Source organism: Geodermatophilus sp. SYSU D00867 (assembly GCF_054050315.1).
This window is the reverse complement of sequence record NZ_JBJGZC010000036.1, coordinates 13,550-27,925: the sequence shown is the minus strand read 5'-3', so window position 1 is coordinate 27,925 and position 14,376 is coordinate 13,550. Positions and strand designations below refer to the sequence as shown.

Genomic DNA, 14,376 nt, shown 5'->3' with positions numbered 1-14,376 from the left:
TCGGGCGGTCGAGCCAGGCCAGCCGGTGCATGCCGTGCCGGCGCAGCACCGCGTGCACCGTCGAGGGCGCCAGCCCCACCAGCGGTGCGATCCGCGCCGGCCCGAGCTTGCGGGCAGCGCGCACAGCCAGCACCTGCCGCTCGAGCTGGGGGGAGGTCTTGCCGGGCAGCCGGCGAGCGCGGCTGGGGCGGTCGACCAGGCCGGCCGCACCTTCGGCCCGCCAGCGAGCCAGCCACTTGTAGCCCGTGGCGCGGAAGACGTTGAGCTCGACCACCACGTGCGCGACCGGGCGGCCCTGTTCGATCACCCGGCGGACCAGTTCGGCCCGACCGTGCACGGTCAGGCGGGCATTAGCGTGGGACACGAGACCTCCGGGTCGTCGGTGAGGCGTCAGCACCCACACCCTCACCCGGAGGTCTCCTCGCTGTCTCAGCCCGCTAGGCCGTCAACAACGCTCGTGGTCACTACAACTAGCGGGAGGACCCCCTCCTCCCCACCCCTCGCACGCTCGGGGCGGTGCCCGGGAGGGGCCGGACGACGTCGACGGAGGCTCAGACGCGGGTCGGGTCGAACCCGAAGGGCAGCTCGAGCCGGTGCGCGGCCAGCAGGTCGGCGTCGGAGAGCAGCTCGCGGGTCGGCCCGTCGGCGACCACGACGCCGCCGTCGAGCACCACCGAGCGCGGGCACAGCTGCAGGGCGTAGGGCAGGTCGTGGGTGACCATCAGCATGGTCACCGGCAGGGCCGTGAGGACCTCGGCCAGCTCGCGCCGGCCGGCCGGGTCCAGGTTCGACGACGGCTCGTCGAGCACCAGCACCTCCGGGTGCATCGACAGCACCGTGGCGACGGCGACCCGGCGGCGCTGGCCGAAGGACAGGTGGTGCGGCGGGCGGTCGGCGGCGCCGGCCATGCCGACCTGCTCCAGCGCCGCGGCCACCCGGGCGGCGACCTCGGGCTCGGGCAGGCCGAGGTTGCGCGGGCCGAAGGCGACGTCCTCGCCGACGGTCGGCATGAACAGCTGGTCGTCGGGGTCCTGGAAGACGATGCCGACCCGCCGGCGCACCTCCGCGAGGTTCCGCTTCTCCACCGGCAGCCCGCCGACGGTCACCCGGCCGCGCCCGCCGGCGAGGATCCCGTTGAGGTGCAGCACGAGCGTCGTCTTGCCCGCGCCGTTGGGCCCGAGCAGCGCCACCCGCTCGCCGGGCTCGAGCCGCAGGTCCACGCCGAACAGCGCCTGGTGGCCGTCGGGGTAGGCGAAGGCGAGGTCCTCCACGAGGAGTGCGGACGGGGGAGTGCTCACCCCAGCAGCATCCCCGCCGCGAGCACCGCGGCGGCGGACAGGGGCAGGCTCAGCGCCACCAGCCACGCCCCGGCGGGCACCGCGGCGACCGGCCCGGTGGGCAGCGCGCCGGTGTACCCGCGCGACAGCATCGCGAGGTGCACGCGCTCGCCGCGCTCGTAGGACCGCACGAACAGCGCCCCGGCGCCGGCGGCCACCACGCGCAGCGCCCCGGGCCCGCGGCTCCGGAAGCCGCGGGACTCCCGGGCCACCCGCATCCGGCGCAGCTCGCCGCCGACGACGTCGGCGTAGCGGACCATGAACGCGAGGATCTGCACGAGGACCGCCGGCAGCCGCAGCCGCTGCAGCCCGCGCACCAGCTCCCGCGGCTCGGTGGTGGCCGCGAGCACGGTGGCGGCGAGCACCGACAGCGTCGCCTTGGCCAGCAGCCCGAGGCCGGCGGCCAGCCCGCTCTCCGACAGGGACAGGCCGAGCACCTCGACCCGCGGGCCGCGCGACACGACCGGCAGCAGCAGCGCGAAGACCAGGAACGGCACCTCGACGACCAGCCCGCGGGCCAGCCGCCCGGCCGGCACCCGCGCGACGGCGGCCGCGGCGAGCACCAGGGCGGCGTACCCGGCGTAGGCGGCCGGTGCCCACCCCGCGTGCACCGGGGTGGCGACGACGACCAGCGCGAAGGCCAGCACCGCGACCAGCTTCACGTGCGGCTCGAGGCGGTGCACCACGCTGGTGCCGCTGACGTAGGCCGCGCCCAGCGGGCCGCCGTGCCCGGCGCCCACGTCAGTCCTCCGCGGAGGTGCTGCCCACCTCGGCCGGCCAGCCGCTCCGCCGGCGCAGCAGGAGGGTCAGGCCGCCGGCGAGCACCAGGGTGACCGCGACGCCGGCGATCCCGGCCAGCCCGCCCGACAGCCGGCCGTCGTCCACGCCCTCCACGGCGTAGTCGGCCAGCGGCGACCCGGCGGTGGCGCTGTCGCGGGCGGTGTCGGCGAAGCCGGTCTCGCCCGCGGCCCACTCCAGGCCGTCGGGGTGCGAGCTGGCGTAGTGGCTGACGAAGCCGGCGACGACGAGCGTGACGAGCAGGCCCACGAGCCACAGGCCGCGACGGCGGCTCATCGCACGGCCTCCTCGGTCCGCAGGCCCGGGCGGGTGGCGAGGTCGGCGGGGCGGCGCAGGTGCGCGGCGCCGTGCACGAGGTCCGGCCGCACCGACAGCACCGCGCCCAGCACCGCGACGGTGATGACCGCCTCGCCGATGCCGATGAGCACGTGGATGCCGCCCATGGCCGCGGCCACCGTGCCGAGGGGCACGTCGGCGACCCCACCGGCGGCGAACAGCGCGACGAAGGCGAGCGCGGCCGCCGGCACCGACGCGAACGCCCCGGCACCGGCCGCGGCGAGCAGCCCGCCGCGGGTGCGCGGCAGGACCCGCAGCAGCAGGCGGAACAGGCCGTAGCCCACGCCGACGGCGACCACGCCCATGAGCGTCACGTTGGTGCCCAGCGCGGTGAGCCCGCCGTCGGCGAAGAGCACCGCCTGGACGACGAGGACGACGGTCGTGCAGAGCACCGCCGTCCAGGGCCCGACCAGGACCGCGGTGAGCGCGCCGCCGATCAGGTGGCCGCTGGTGCCGGCGCCGACCGGGAAGTTGACCATCTGGACGGCGAAGACGAAGGCGGCGGTGAGGCCGGCCAGGGGAGCGGTGCGCTCGTCGAGCTCACGGCGGGCGCCGCGCAGCGCGAGGGCGACCGCGCCGGCGGCCGCCGCACCGGTGGCCACGGACGTCGGCGCGTCCAGGAAGCCGTCGGGGACGTGCACGCGGACCTCCACGGGACTCGCGGGCGGCCGGGTACCACCCGCGGGAACCTTATTGCACACAGTTTGCAACTGCACACCCCTCGCAGACGGACTCCGGGTGTGGCCGCGGCCACGCCCACGCGCCCCGGCAACACGGCCGTCACACGACCCCGGGACACGCGGCGCGGAGTTCACGGTCCGGAAACGCGGCGACGACGCCCCCGGAAACAACGCCCCGGCACCGTGAACGCCGCGTCGCCGCCAGGGAAGGGGGCGACCGCGACCCCGACCGTCCCCGGCCCGCCGGGGCCCGTTCCCTCGTTGCGGCCGACGGCCCACGACCCACCTCAGGAGGTTGCCGTGGTCAACACCGGCGACACCGCCTGGATCCTCACCAGCGCGGCTCTCGTGCTGTTGATGACGCCGGGCCTCGCGCTCTTCTACGGCGGCATGGTCCGCGCGAAGAGCGTCCTCAACATGATGATGATGAGCTTCGGCGCGCTGGCGCTCATCACCGTGCTCTGGGTGCTCTACGGCTACTCCGTCGCGTTCGGCGACGACGTCGGCCTCGGCCTGCTCGGCGACCCGGGCGAGTTCTTCGGGCTCAAGGGCCTCATGGAGGACACGACGAGCGAGGCCGGCGGCCTGCCGTCGATGGCCTTCGTCGGCTTCCAGGCGGTCTTCGCGATCATCACCGTCGCCCTGATCTCCGGCGCCATCGCCGACCGCGCCAGGTTCGGCTCCTGGATGGTCTTCGCCGGCATCTGGGCCACCGTCGTCTACTTCCCGGTCGCCCACTGGGTCTTCGACTTCACCCTCACCGACGACGACGGCGTGGTCACCCACACCGGCGGCTGGATCGCCAACGACCTGGCGGCGATCGACTTCGCCGGCGGCACCGCGGTGCACATCAACGCCGGTGCCGCGGGCCTCGCCCTGGCCCTGGTGCTCGGCAAGCGGCGCGGCTTCGGCCGCGAGGCCATGCGCCCGCACAACCTGCCGCTGGTCATGCTCGGCGCCGGCCTGCTGTGGTTCGGCTGGTTCGGCTTCAACGCCGGCTCCGCGCTCGCGGCCAACAACACCGCCGCCGTCGTCTGGGTCAACACCCTCGCCGCCACCGGCGCCGCCGTCCTCGGCTGGCTGGTCACCGAGAAGCTGCGCGACGGCCACGCCACCTCGCTGGGCGCCGCCTCCGGCGCCGTCGCGGGCCTGGTCGCCATCACCCCGGCCTGCTCCGCGGTCTCGCCGGTCGGCGCGATCATCGTGGGCGTCGTCGCCGGCGCGCTGTGCGCCCTCGCCGTCGGCCTGAAGTACCGCCTCGGTTACGACGACTCCCTCGACGTCGTCGGCGTGCACCTCGTCGGCGGCCTCTGGGGCACCCTGGCCATCGGCTTCCTGGCCGACCCCGACGCTCCGGCCGGCGTGGAGAGCCTCTTCTTCGGCGGCAGCGTCGACCAGCTCTGGCGGCAGGCCGTCGGGGCCGGCGCGGTGCTCGTGTTCTCCTTCGTCCTGACGCTGGTGATCGCCGCGGTCGTCAAGGCCGTCATGGGCTTCCGGGTCAGCGAGGAGGACGAGGTCGCCGGCATCGACACGGTCGTCCACGCGGAGTCCGGGTACGACTTCACCAGTCTCGGTGGCGGCAGCGGCTCCGCGCTGCACCAGGCCACCACCCCCAAGACCACGGAAGGGGTCCGGGCATGAAGCTCGTCACCGCCATCATCAAGCCCTTCAAGCTCGACGACGTGAAGAACGCCCTCGAGCTGATCGGGATCACCGGGCTCACCGTCAGCGAGGTTCAGGGCTTCGGCCGCCAGCGCGGCCACACCGAGGTCTACCGCGGCGCCGAGTACCAGGTGGACTTCGTCCCGAAGGTCCGCATCGAGGTCGTCGTCGGCGAGATCGAGGCCGCCCGCGTGGTGGACGCCGTCGTCGAGTCGGCCTCCACCGGCCAGATCGGCGACGGCAAGGTCTGGGTCACCACGATCGACGAGATCGTGCGGGTCCGGACCGGCGAGCGCGGCGAGGACGCGCTCTAGCCGGGTCCCGACCGGAGCCCGTCCGTCGGCCGGGGTGGTGGGGCGACCACCGCCCCGGCCGACGCCGGTGCAGCCCGTCGACCGAACCGACCAGGGGGGACCGTGCCGGACCTGAGGGGGCTGCCCGACCTGCCGCGTGCCGGGCGGGTGCGGGTGCTCGACGCCTGGCTGGGCGGCCTGCTGGCCGACGCCGTGGCCGGCACGCCGCCGCCGCGGCAGGGCCGGGGAGGCCCGCCCCCGCGCACCGGCACCGACGGCGTCGCGCTCGTGGCCGTGGGCAGCCTCGGCCGGCGCGAGCCGCCCCCGCACGGCGACCTGGACCTCGTGCTGGTCCACGACGGCCGGCCGGAGGTCGCCGCCCTCGCCGACGCCGTCTGGTACCCGATCTGGGACGCCGGCGTCCGGCTGGACCACTCGGTGCGCTCGGTGGCCGAGGCCGTGTCGGTGGCCTCCACCGACGTGAAGGCCGGCCTCGGCCTGCTCGACGCGCGGCTGGTCGCCGGCGACGCGGCCCTCGCCGCGGCGCTGCGCACCGCCACGCTGGCCAGCTGGCGGCAGTCGGCGTCGAGGCTGCTGCCGCAGCTGCGCGACCTGCGCCGCGGCCGCGCCCGCCAGGTCGGCGAGCTGGCCTTCCTCCTCGAGCCCGACCTCAAGGAGGCCTACGGCGGCCTGCGCGAGGGCCAGGTGCTGCGCGCGGTCGCCGCCGCCCAGCTCGGCGACGAGCCCTCCGCCGAGGCCGAGGCGGCCTACTCCTTCCTGCTCGACGTCCGCGACGAGCTGCGCCGCCGCTCGGGCCGGCCCACCGACGTCCTCGTGCGCCAGGAGCAGCGCCCGGTCGCCGCGGCGCTCGGTCTCGCCGACGAGGACGTGCTGCTGCGCGAGGTGAGCCTGGCCGGGCGCCGGCTGGCCTTCGTCGCCGACGACACCTGGCGGCGGGTGGAGGCCGCGCTGGTCCGGCGGCCGCGCGCCCGCTACCGCCGGGTGCGCCGCGAGCCGCTGGCCGAGGGCGTGGTGCGCCAGGGCGACGAGGTGGTGCTCGCCCGCGACGCGCGCCCGGCCGCCGACCCCGGGCTGGTGCTGCGCGGCGCCGCGGCCGCGGCCCGGGCCGACCTGCTGCTGTCGCCCTACACGCTCAAGGTGCTCGCCGTGCACTCGCCGCCGGTGCCCGAGCCGTGGCCGGCCGAGGTGCGCTGGTCCTTCCTGCGGCTGCTGGCCAGCGGCCGCGCGGCGGTGCCGGTCCTCGAGCAGCTGGACCAGGAGGGCCTGCTGGCCCGGCTGCTGCCGGAGTGGGACCGGGTGCGCTCACTGCCGCAGCGCCACCCGTGGCACCGGTTCACCGTCGACCGGCACCTGGTCGAGGCCGCCGCGGCCGCCGCCGAGCTCACCCACGACGTCGACCGGCCCGACCTGCTGCTGGTCGCGGCGCTGCTGCACGACGTCGGCAAGGGCTGGCCCGGCGACCACAGCGTCGTCGGGGAGCCGGTCGCCGCCGGCGTCGCCGAGCGCATGGGCTTCACGCCGGCCGACGTCGCCACCGTGGGCACGCTGGTCCGCCACCACCTGCTGCTGCCCGACACCGCCACCCGCCGCGACATCGACGACCCGGCCACCATCGAGCGGGTCGCCGACACGATCGGCCGGGACGCGCAGGTGCTGCACCTGCTGCACGCGCTGGCGCAGGCCGACGGCGCGGCCACCAGCACCTCGGCGTGGTCGCCGTGGAAGGCGCACCTGGTCGCGCACCTGGTGGCCCGCGTGCAGGCGCACCTCGGCGGCACCGTGGTCGACGGGGCCGACCCCGTGCTGCACCCCACCGAGCCGACGGTCACCCAGGCCGGCGGCGACGGCGCGGTCACCGTGGGGGTCGAGGACGTCGCCGACGGGCAGCAGGTGACCATCGGGGCGCCCGACTCGCACGGCCTGTTCAGCCGGCTCGCGGGGGTGCTCGCGCTCAACCAGCTCGACGTCCGGGCGGCGAAGGTGAACGTCGTCGAGGGCCGGGCGACCGCGGTGTTCGCCGTCCGCCCGCGGTTCGGCCGCGCGCCGCAGCCGACGATCCTGGCCGACGCCGTCCGCGCCGCCCTGGAGGGGACGCTGCCGCTGGCCGACCGGCTGCGCCAGCGCGAGGCCGACTACCGGCAGGACGCCGCCCGGTCCGTGCCGCCGCGGATCTCCTGGCACGACTCGGAGGTCAGCGGGGAGGCGACCAGCATCGTCGAGGTGCGCGCCGGCGACCGGGCGGGCCTGCTGTACCGGCTCACCGCCGCGCTCGTCGCCGAGGGCCTCGACGTCACCTCCGCGCGGATCGAGACCCTGGGGGCCGACGCCGCCGACTACTTCTACGTCTGCAACCCCGCCGGCTGCCCGATCGACGCCGGGCAGCGGGCCCGGGTCGAGGCGGCGCTGGTGGCCGCGGCGCGCGGCGCCGTCCCCGACCCGGCACGCACCGGCGGTGACACACCGGGCTGAGGCGACCCGGAACTGTCGGTGCCCCGTGCGACCGTCGGGACGAGGCGGGACGGACCGGTCCCGCATCCGACGCCGAGGGGGATCCGCGTGACCGTCCAGCAGACCGCAGCCCTGCCGACCTGGCCGTGCCGGGACTGCGGCGAGGACCGCGTGTTCGAGCAGCCGCCGTGCGCCGACGGGCACACCGACGACGCCGGTGGGTGCCCGGAGTGGATCTGCACCGGCTGCGGTGGTGCGCTCCTGGTCGGCGGGGCGGGGGTCGTCGGCGCGGCGGCGGTGCGGCGCGCGGCCTGAGCGGCACGCACGACCGGGCCGGGACGTCCCGGCTGGATACCCTGGGGTCAGGTGGCGCGGCCCGTCCGCGCCCGTGACTGCTGAGGACTGCTCGTGTTCGAGACTCTCTCCGACCGCCTCGACAAGGTCTTCACCGGCCTGCGGGGCAAGGGCCGGCTCACCGACGCCGACATCGACGCCACCGCGCGCGAGATCCGCATCGCCCTGCTCGAGGCCGACGTCGCGCTGCCGGTCGTGCGTGCCTTCATCGCGGCGATCAAGGAGCGGGCGCGCGGCGCCGCGGTGTCGCAGGCGCTCAACCCGGCGCAGCAGGTCATCAAGATCGTCAACGAGGAGCTCGTCGAGATCCTCGGCGGCGAGACCCGGCGGCTGCGCTACGCCAAGCAGTCGCCCACGGTGATCATGCTCGCCGGCCTGCAGGGCTCCGGTAAGACCACGCTGGCCGGCAAGCTCGGCCGCTGGCTGAAGTCCCAGGGGCACGCGCCGCTGCTGGTCGCCGCGGACCTGCAGCGGCCCAACGCGGTCAACCAGCTCTCGATCGTCGCCCAGCAGGCCGGGGTCGACGTCTTCGCGCCCGAGCCGGGCAACGGCGTCGGCGACCCGATCCGGGTGGCCGCCGACTCGATCGAGCACGCCCGCCGCACGATGCACGACGTCGTCGTCGTCGACACCGCCGGCCGGCTGGGCATCGACGCCGAGCTGATGGCGCAGGCCGCCGGCATCCGCGACGCCGTCCAGCCGGACGAGACGCTGTTCGTCGTCGACGCGATGATCGGCCAGGACGCCGTCACCACGGCCGAGGCGTTCCGCGACGGCGTCGGCTTCTCCGGCGTCGTGCTCACCAAGCTCGACGGCGACGCCCGCGGTGGTGCCGCGCTCTCGGTCCGCTACGTGACCGGGCAGCCGATCATGTTCGCCTCCACCGGCGAGAAGCTCACCGACTTCGACGTCTTCCACCCCGAGCGGATGGCCTCGCGCATCCTCGGCATGGGCGACGTGCTCACCCTCATCGAGCAGGCCGAGCAGGCCTTCGACGCCGAGCAGGCCGAGAAGATGGCCGGCAAGCTCGTCAGCCGCGAGGGCTTCACCCTCGAGGACTTCCTCGAGCAGATGATGGCCATCCGCAAGATGGGTCCGATCGCCAACCTGCTCGGCATGCTGCCCGGCGCGGGCGCGATGAAGGAGCAGCTCAAGCAGGTCGACGACCGCGACCTGGACCGCACCGCGGCGATCATCCGCTCGATGACCCCGCAGGAGCGGGTCGACTCGAAGATCATCAACGCGTCGCGGCGGGTGCGCATCGCCAACGGCTCGGGCGTGACCGTCACCGAGGTCAACCAGCTGCTGGAGCGCTTCGCGCAGGCCCAGAAGATGATGGGCCAGATGGCCGGCAGCATGGGCCTGCCGGGCATGGGCCCGATGTCGAAGAAGGCCCGCGGCCGGCAGATGCAGGCCCAGTCCTCCAAGAAGGGCAAGGGCAAGAAGGGCAAGGGCGGCGGCAAGGCCCCGGCCCGCCGGCCGATGGGCGCCCCGGGCCTGCCCCCGGGCGGCGGCTTCCCCGGTGGCCTGCCGGGCGGCATGCCCTCGCTGCCGCCGGGCCAGGCGCTGCCGGACCTCAGCAAGCTCGACTTCAGCAAGTTCGGGGACGAGCGGCCCGGGCGGTGACCGCCCCCTCCCTGCACCTGTCCGGGGTCGTCCTCCCCGAGGGCGAGCACCGCGACCTCTGGATCCGCGACGGCCGGGTCACCTTCGAGCGGGTCCCGGGCGCGGAGACCGTCTCCCGGGGCGGCTGGCTGCTGCCGGGCCTGGTCGACGCGCACTGCCACGTCGGCATCGGCCGCGGCGGGGTCCCCGTCGAGGACCTCGCCGGGCTGCGCGAGCAGGCGCTGGCCGAGCGGGCCGCCGGGGTGCTGGCGCTGCGCGACTGCGGCTCGCCGGTCGACACCCGGGCGCTGGACGACGAGCCCGACCTGCCGACGATCGTCCGCGCCGGCCGGCACCTGGCCGCGACCCGGCGCTACATCCCGGGGCTGGCCGTCGAGCTGGAGCCGGCCGGGCTGGTCGAGCAGGTGCGGGTGCAGGCCCGCCGCGGCGACGGCTGGGTGAAGCTGGTCGGCGACTGGATCGACCGGTCGGTGGGCGACCTCGCGCCCGAGTGGCCGGCCGACGTCGTGGCCGAGGCGATCGCGGCGGCGCACGAGGAGGGCGCGCGGGTCACCGCGCACACCTTCGGCACCGACGCGCTGCCGGACCTGATCCGCGCCGGCATCGACTGCGTCGAGCACGGCACCGGGCTCACCGAGGACCTGGTCGGCGAGATGGCCGCGCGCGGCACCGCCGTCGTCCCGACGCTGGTCAACGTGGAGAACTTCCCCGGCTTCGCCGCCGCGGGGGAGCGGAGGTTCCCGGCGTACGCGAGCACGATGCGGCGGCTGTACGCGTCCTCCGGCGCGGTGGTGCGGGCGGCGTTCGAGGCCGGCGTGCCGGTGTTCGCCGGCACCGACGCCGGCGGCGGCATCGAGCACGGCCGGATCGCCGACGAGGTCCGCGCGCTGTGCGACGCCGGCCTGCCCGCCGAGGCGGCGCTGGCCGCGGCGTCGTGGTCCGCGCGGGCCTGGCTGGGCCTGCCCGGCATCGAGGAGGGCGCGCCGGCCGACCTCACCGTCTACGACGGCGACCCGCGCGCCGACCTCGGCGTCCTGACCCGACCGCAGCTCACGGTGCTGCGCGGCCGGGTCGTCTGAGCGCGGTCAGACGTCGACGCCGGCGGCGGCGCAGGCGGTGCCGAACTCGGTGACCGGGCCGGTCAGGTCGGTGACCGCGGTGATGACGTCGCCGCCGGACCGCACGTCGTCGATCGCGGCGTCGGTGGCCGCGGACACGGCGTCGGCGGCGGCGAGCACCGGCGCGCCGGCGTCCCGGTGGCCGGCCGGGGCGTCGCGCAGCGCCTCGAGCAGCGGGACGACGCCGGCGGGGTCGACGTGGCCGGTCCCGTCGACCGCGACCAGCGACAGGCCGACGTAGCCGAACCACCCGGCCACCGCCTGGCACAGGCCCTCGTCGCCGGGGACGCCGGCGCCGGGGACCGGCAGGTCGTCGTCGCTCGCGGGCACGCTGCCGGTCCCGGGCGCGGGGTCGGTCACGGGCCCGGTCTCCCCGGCCTCCTCCACCGGCGGGGCGGCCGGCTCGGTTGGGGCCTCCGCACCCCGCGACACGGGCGTGGCCGAGCCGCTGACCGCGGTGGAGCAGGCGGCCAGCGAGGCGCCGGCGGTGAGGGCGAGGACGGCGGTGGCCAGGCGGCGGGGCGTGCGCACGGGGGACTCCAGGGTGGTCGAGCCGGGTGTCGGCGGGGGAGAGGCCGCCGGTCGGCGGCTCGCCGGGGACGACCGTCGCGGCCGGGACTTGCACCGCTCTTGCGGGCCGCTGACCGCGCGGCACAACCCGTTCGCGCGCCCTGGGAGACTCGTGCCGTGCTGTTGCGGATGTCCTCCCTGTTCCTGCGCACCCTGCGCGACGACCCGGCCGACGCCGAGGTCCCCAGCCACCGCCTGCTCGTGCGGGCCGGCTACATCCGCCGGGCCGCGCCGGGCGGCTTCACCTGGCTGCCGCTGGGCTACCGGGTCTTCCGCAACGTCGAGCGCGTCGTCCGCGAGGAGATGGACCGGATGGGCGCGCAGGAGGTCCACTTCCCGGCGCTGCTGCCCCGCGAGCCCTACGAGGCGACCAACCGCTGGACCGAGTACGGCCCCAACCTCTTCCGGCTGCAGGACCGCCGGGGCGCGGACTTCCTCCTCGGCCCCACGCACGAGGAGATGTTCACGCTCCTGGTGAAGGACCTGTACTCGTCGTACAAGGACCTGCCGCTGTCGCTGTACCAGATCCAGACCAAGTACCGGGACGAGGCGCGGCCCCGGGCCGGGCTGTTCCGCACCCGCGAGTTCACGATGAAGGACAGCTACTCCTTCGACGTCGACGACGCGGGGCTGGACGCCTCCTACGCCGCGCACCGCGCCGCCTACGTCCGGATCTTCGACCGGCTGGGCCTGGAGTACGTGATCGTCTCGGCGATGTCGGGCGCGATGGGCGGCTCCAGGAGCGAGGAGTTCCTGCACCCGACGGAGATCGGCGAGGACACCTTCGTCCGCTCGCCCGGCGGATACGCGGCCAACGTCGAGGCGGTCAGCACCGTCGTCCCCGAGCCGCTGCCGATCGAGGGCCTGCCCGAGGCGCACGTCGAGGACACCCCCGACACCCCGACCATCGAGACGCTGGTCGCCGTCGCGCGGGAGCTGTTCCCCGACGCCGGCTACACGGCCGCCTCGACGCTCAAGAACGTCGTCGTCACGCTCGTGCACCCCGACGGCACCCGGGAGCCGCTGGTCATCGGCATCCCCGGCGACCGCGAGGTCGACGCCAAGCGGCTGGAGGCGCAGGTGGCGCCGGCCGAGGTGGAGCCGTTCACCGACTTCGAGGCGCACCCGGCGCTGGTCAAGGGCTACATCGGCCCGCAGGTGCTCGGGAAGGACAGCGAGTCGGGCATCCGCTACCTCGTCGACCCTCGGGTCGTCCCCGGCACCCGCTGGGTCACCGGCGCCAACGAGCCCGGCAAGCACGTGTTCGACCTGGTGGCCGGGCGCGACTTCTCCTGGGACGGCACCGTCGAGGCCGCCGAGGTGCTGCCCGGCGACCCCGCGCCCGACGGCTCGGGCCCGCTGGAGCTCGCCCGGGGCGTGGAGATCGGGCACATCTTCCAGCTGGGCCGCAAGTACGCCGACGCCCTGGGCCTGCAGGTGCTCGACGAGAACGGCAGGCTCGTCACGGTCACCATGGGCTCCTACGGCATCGGCGTCTCCCGCGCCGTCGCCGCGATCGCCGAGTCCACCCACGACGAGCTGGGCCTGGTCTGGCCGCGCGAGATCGCCCCGGCCGACGTGCACGTCGTCGCCACCGGCAAGGACGCCGCGGTGTTCGAGGCCGCGCAGGCGCTGTCCGACGAGCTGGTCGCCGCCGGCCTGACCGTCCTCTACGACGACCGGCCGAAGGTGTCGCCCGGGGTCAAGTTCAAGGACGCCGAGCTGCTCGGGATGCCGACCATCGTGACCGTCGGCCGCGGGCTCGCCGACGGCGTCGTCGAGCTGCGCGACCGGGCGACGGGCGAGCGGTCGGAGGTGCCGGTGGCCGACGCCGCCGCCGCGGTGCTCGCTCAGGTCCGGCCGGGGACCAGCTCGACCTCGTAGCCGTCGGCGTCCTCGAGGTAGGCCGCCCGGTGCCGCGGGCCGCCGGCGAACGGGTGGCGGTCGGCGAACAGCAGCCGCCACCCGTGCGCCGGCGCCGCGGCCACCAGCGCGTCGACGTCGTCGGCGGTGCCGGCCCAGAACGCGAGGTGGTTGAGGCCTGGCCGGCGGCGCTCGTGGGTGTCCGTGGTGAGGTCCGGCGACCGCTCGACGACGACGTAGACGTCGCCGAGCCGCCAGGACCGGCCGTGCTCCCACGACTGGTACGGCTGCGCGCCCAGCGCGGTCAGCAGCCAGCCCCACGAGCGCTCGGCGCGGGCCAGGTCGGGCACCCACAGCTCGACGTGGTGGAGCAGACCCCGGCTGGTCATGGCACGCCTCCCGGCATCTGGCATCATGGTCGGTCGAACACGGCGGTGCGCGGCCCTCTCACCGACGCCGGCCGTGTCCCTGGCTCCGCCCCGGCGTAACCCCACGCGTCCGTCCGGCGAGCACCGACGAACAGCGTTCGAGGAGATTCCGAGCCACCGTGGCCACCAAGATCAAGCTCATGCGTCTGGGCAAGATGCGTGCTCCGTACTACCGCATCGTCGTCGCCGACTCGCGCACCAAGCGCGAGGGCCGCGTCATCGAGACGATCGGCAAGTACCACCCGAAGGAGGAGCCCTCCTTCATCGAGGTCGACAGCGAGCGCGCGCAGTACTGGCTGGGCGTCGGCGCGCAGCCGACCGAGCCGGTCGCGGCCATCCTCCGCGTCACCGGTGACTGGCAGAAGTTCAAGGGCGAGCCGGCCCCCCCGCCCATGAAGGTCGCCGCCCCCAAGCCCGACCGCAAGGCCCTCTACGAGGAGGCCGTCCGCAGCGCCGGCGAGGAGCCGGCCGCCGGTGCGACCACCCCGAAGAAGAAGGCCGCTCCCAAGGCCGACGACGCCGCCGCCACGGTGGCCGAGGCCGCCGGTGCCGGTGGCGAGGGCCCGGCCGCCGGCGCCACCACGACGCCCGCCGAGTAAGACGTGCTCGAAGAGGCGCTCGAGCACCTGGTCAAGGGCATCGTCGACCACCCGCGCGACGTCACCGTCGACCTGGTCGGCGGCCGTCGCGGCAAGACCCTCGAGGTCCGGGTCCACCCCGACGACCTCGGCAAGGTGATCGGTCGCGGCGGGCGCACCGCCAAGGCGCTGCGCACCGTCATGACCGGCGTCGGCGGCCGCGGCCTGCGGGTCGACGTCGTCGACACCGACGGGCGCTGAGCC

The 14,376-nt window shown here is 75.6% G+C and carries 16 protein-coding genes; 9 read left to right on the top strand and 7 right to left on the bottom strand.

Going from position 1 to position 14,376, the window contains the following annotated elements:
• The 5 genes from ACI8AK_RS22655 to ACI8AK_RS22635 all read right to left on the bottom strand — a co-directional run.
• On the bottom strand, positions 1-364 hold a 364-nt coding region (locus ACI8AK_RS22655), incomplete at its 3' end, for a leucine zipper domain-containing protein (RefSeq protein ID WP_456958114.1).
• A 187-nt stretch (positions 365-551) separates the two neighbouring features.
• Positions 552-1,298: an energy-coupling factor ABC transporter ATP-binding protein gene (locus ACI8AK_RS22650; protein WP_456902622.1), complete on the bottom strand. Its 747-nt coding sequence runs from the start codon at positions 1,296-1,298 to the stop codon at positions 552-554.
• Positions 1,295-2,077: a cobalt ECF transporter T component CbiQ gene (cbiQ, locus tag ACI8AK_RS22645; protein ID WP_387993486.1), complete on the bottom strand. Its 783-nt coding sequence runs from the start codon at positions 2,075-2,077 to the stop codon at positions 1,295-1,297. Before cbiQ ends, ACI8AK_RS22650 begins: the two co-directional genes overlap by 4 nt.
• 1 nt (position 2,078) lies before the next feature.
• Positions 2,079-2,411: a PDGLE domain-containing protein gene (locus tag ACI8AK_RS22640; protein WP_456958113.1), complete on the bottom strand. Its 333-nt coding sequence runs from the start codon at positions 2,409-2,411 to the stop codon at positions 2,079-2,081.
• Positions 2,408-3,112, bottom strand: a complete 705-nt coding sequence (locus ACI8AK_RS22635; RefSeq protein WP_456902623.1) for an energy-coupling factor ABC transporter permease — start codon at positions 3,110-3,112, stop codon at positions 2,408-2,410. The genes ACI8AK_RS22640 and ACI8AK_RS22635 overlap by 4 nt, the downstream gene beginning before the upstream one ends.
• Before the next feature lie 339 nt (positions 3,113-3,451).
• On the opposite strand from ACI8AK_RS22635, the gene ACI8AK_RS22630 reads away from it, so the two are divergent.
• The 6 genes from ACI8AK_RS22630 (at position 3,452) to ACI8AK_RS22605 (ending at position 10,634) form a co-directional block, all read left to right on the top strand.
• Positions 3,452-4,792, top strand: a complete 1,341-nt coding sequence (locus ACI8AK_RS22630) for an ammonium transporter (protein WP_387993470.1) — start codon at positions 3,452-3,454, stop codon at positions 4,790-4,792.
• Positions 4,789-5,127 (top strand): P-II family nitrogen regulator, encoded by a 339-nt coding sequence (locus ACI8AK_RS22625; protein WP_073421809.1) that lies wholly within the window; start codon positions 4,789-4,791, stop codon positions 5,125-5,127. Before ACI8AK_RS22630 ends, ACI8AK_RS22625 begins: the two co-directional genes overlap by 4 nt.
• A 102-nt stretch (positions 5,128-5,229) precedes the next feature.
• Positions 5,230-7,596 (top strand): [protein-PII] uridylyltransferase, encoded by a 2,367-nt coding sequence (locus ACI8AK_RS22620; RefSeq protein ID WP_456958111.1) that lies wholly within the window; start codon positions 5,230-5,232, stop codon positions 7,594-7,596.
• 87 nt (positions 7,597-7,683) lie between these two features.
• Positions 7,684-7,890 (top strand): hypothetical protein, encoded by a 207-nt coding sequence (locus ACI8AK_RS22615; protein ID WP_387993465.1) that lies wholly within the window; start codon positions 7,684-7,686, stop codon positions 7,888-7,890.
• Between the two features lie 93 nt (positions 7,891-7,983).
• Positions 7,984-9,555, top strand: coding sequence for a signal recognition particle protein (gene ffh, locus ACI8AK_RS22610; protein ID WP_456958109.1), 1,572 nt, complete (start codon positions 7,984-7,986; stop codon positions 9,553-9,555).
• Positions 9,552-10,634, top strand: coding sequence for an amidohydrolase family protein (locus ACI8AK_RS22605; RefSeq protein WP_387993461.1), 1,083 nt, complete (start codon positions 9,552-9,554; stop codon positions 10,632-10,634). The genes ffh and ACI8AK_RS22605 overlap by 4 nt, the downstream gene beginning before the upstream one ends.
• A 6-nt stretch (positions 10,635-10,640) precedes the next feature.
• Here ACI8AK_RS22605 and ACI8AK_RS22600 read toward each other — a convergent pair whose 3' ends face one another.
• Positions 10,641-11,204: a hypothetical protein gene (locus ACI8AK_RS22600; protein ID WP_387993459.1), complete on the bottom strand. Its 564-nt coding sequence runs from the start codon at positions 11,202-11,204 to the stop codon at positions 10,641-10,643.
• Positions 11,205-11,360: 156 nt separating this feature from the next.
• Here ACI8AK_RS22600 and ACI8AK_RS22595 point away from each other — a divergent pair, with 156 nt between their 5' ends.
• Entirely contained in the window at positions 11,361-13,127 is a 1,767-nt protein-coding gene (locus ACI8AK_RS22595) for a proline--tRNA ligase (RefSeq protein ID WP_456950415.1), read from the top strand.
• On the opposite strand, the gene ACI8AK_RS22590 is transcribed toward ACI8AK_RS22595, so the two are convergent.
• The gene (locus ACI8AK_RS22590) at positions 13,094-13,495 is read right to left on the bottom strand and encodes a VOC family protein (protein ID WP_387993453.1); all 402 of its coding nucleotides are present in this window, start codon (positions 13,493-13,495) and stop codon (positions 13,094-13,096) included. The genes ACI8AK_RS22595 and ACI8AK_RS22590 overlap by 34 nt on opposite strands.
• A 158-nt stretch (positions 13,496-13,653) precedes the next feature.
• Here ACI8AK_RS22590 and rpsP point away from each other — a divergent pair, with 158 nt between their 5' ends.
• Together rpsP and ACI8AK_RS22580 are read left to right on the top strand one after the other, a co-directional pair.
• A complete protein-coding gene (gene rpsP, locus ACI8AK_RS22585; protein WP_456950414.1) occupies positions 13,654-14,133 on the top strand; it encodes a 30S ribosomal protein S16 in 480 nt (159 codons plus the stop codon).
• Positions 14,134-14,136: 3 nt separating this feature from the next.
• Positions 14,137-14,373, top strand: a complete 237-nt coding sequence (locus ACI8AK_RS22580; RefSeq protein WP_387993447.1) for an RNA-binding protein — start codon at positions 14,137-14,139, stop codon at positions 14,371-14,373.
• Positions 14,374-14,376: the final 3 nt, after the last annotated feature.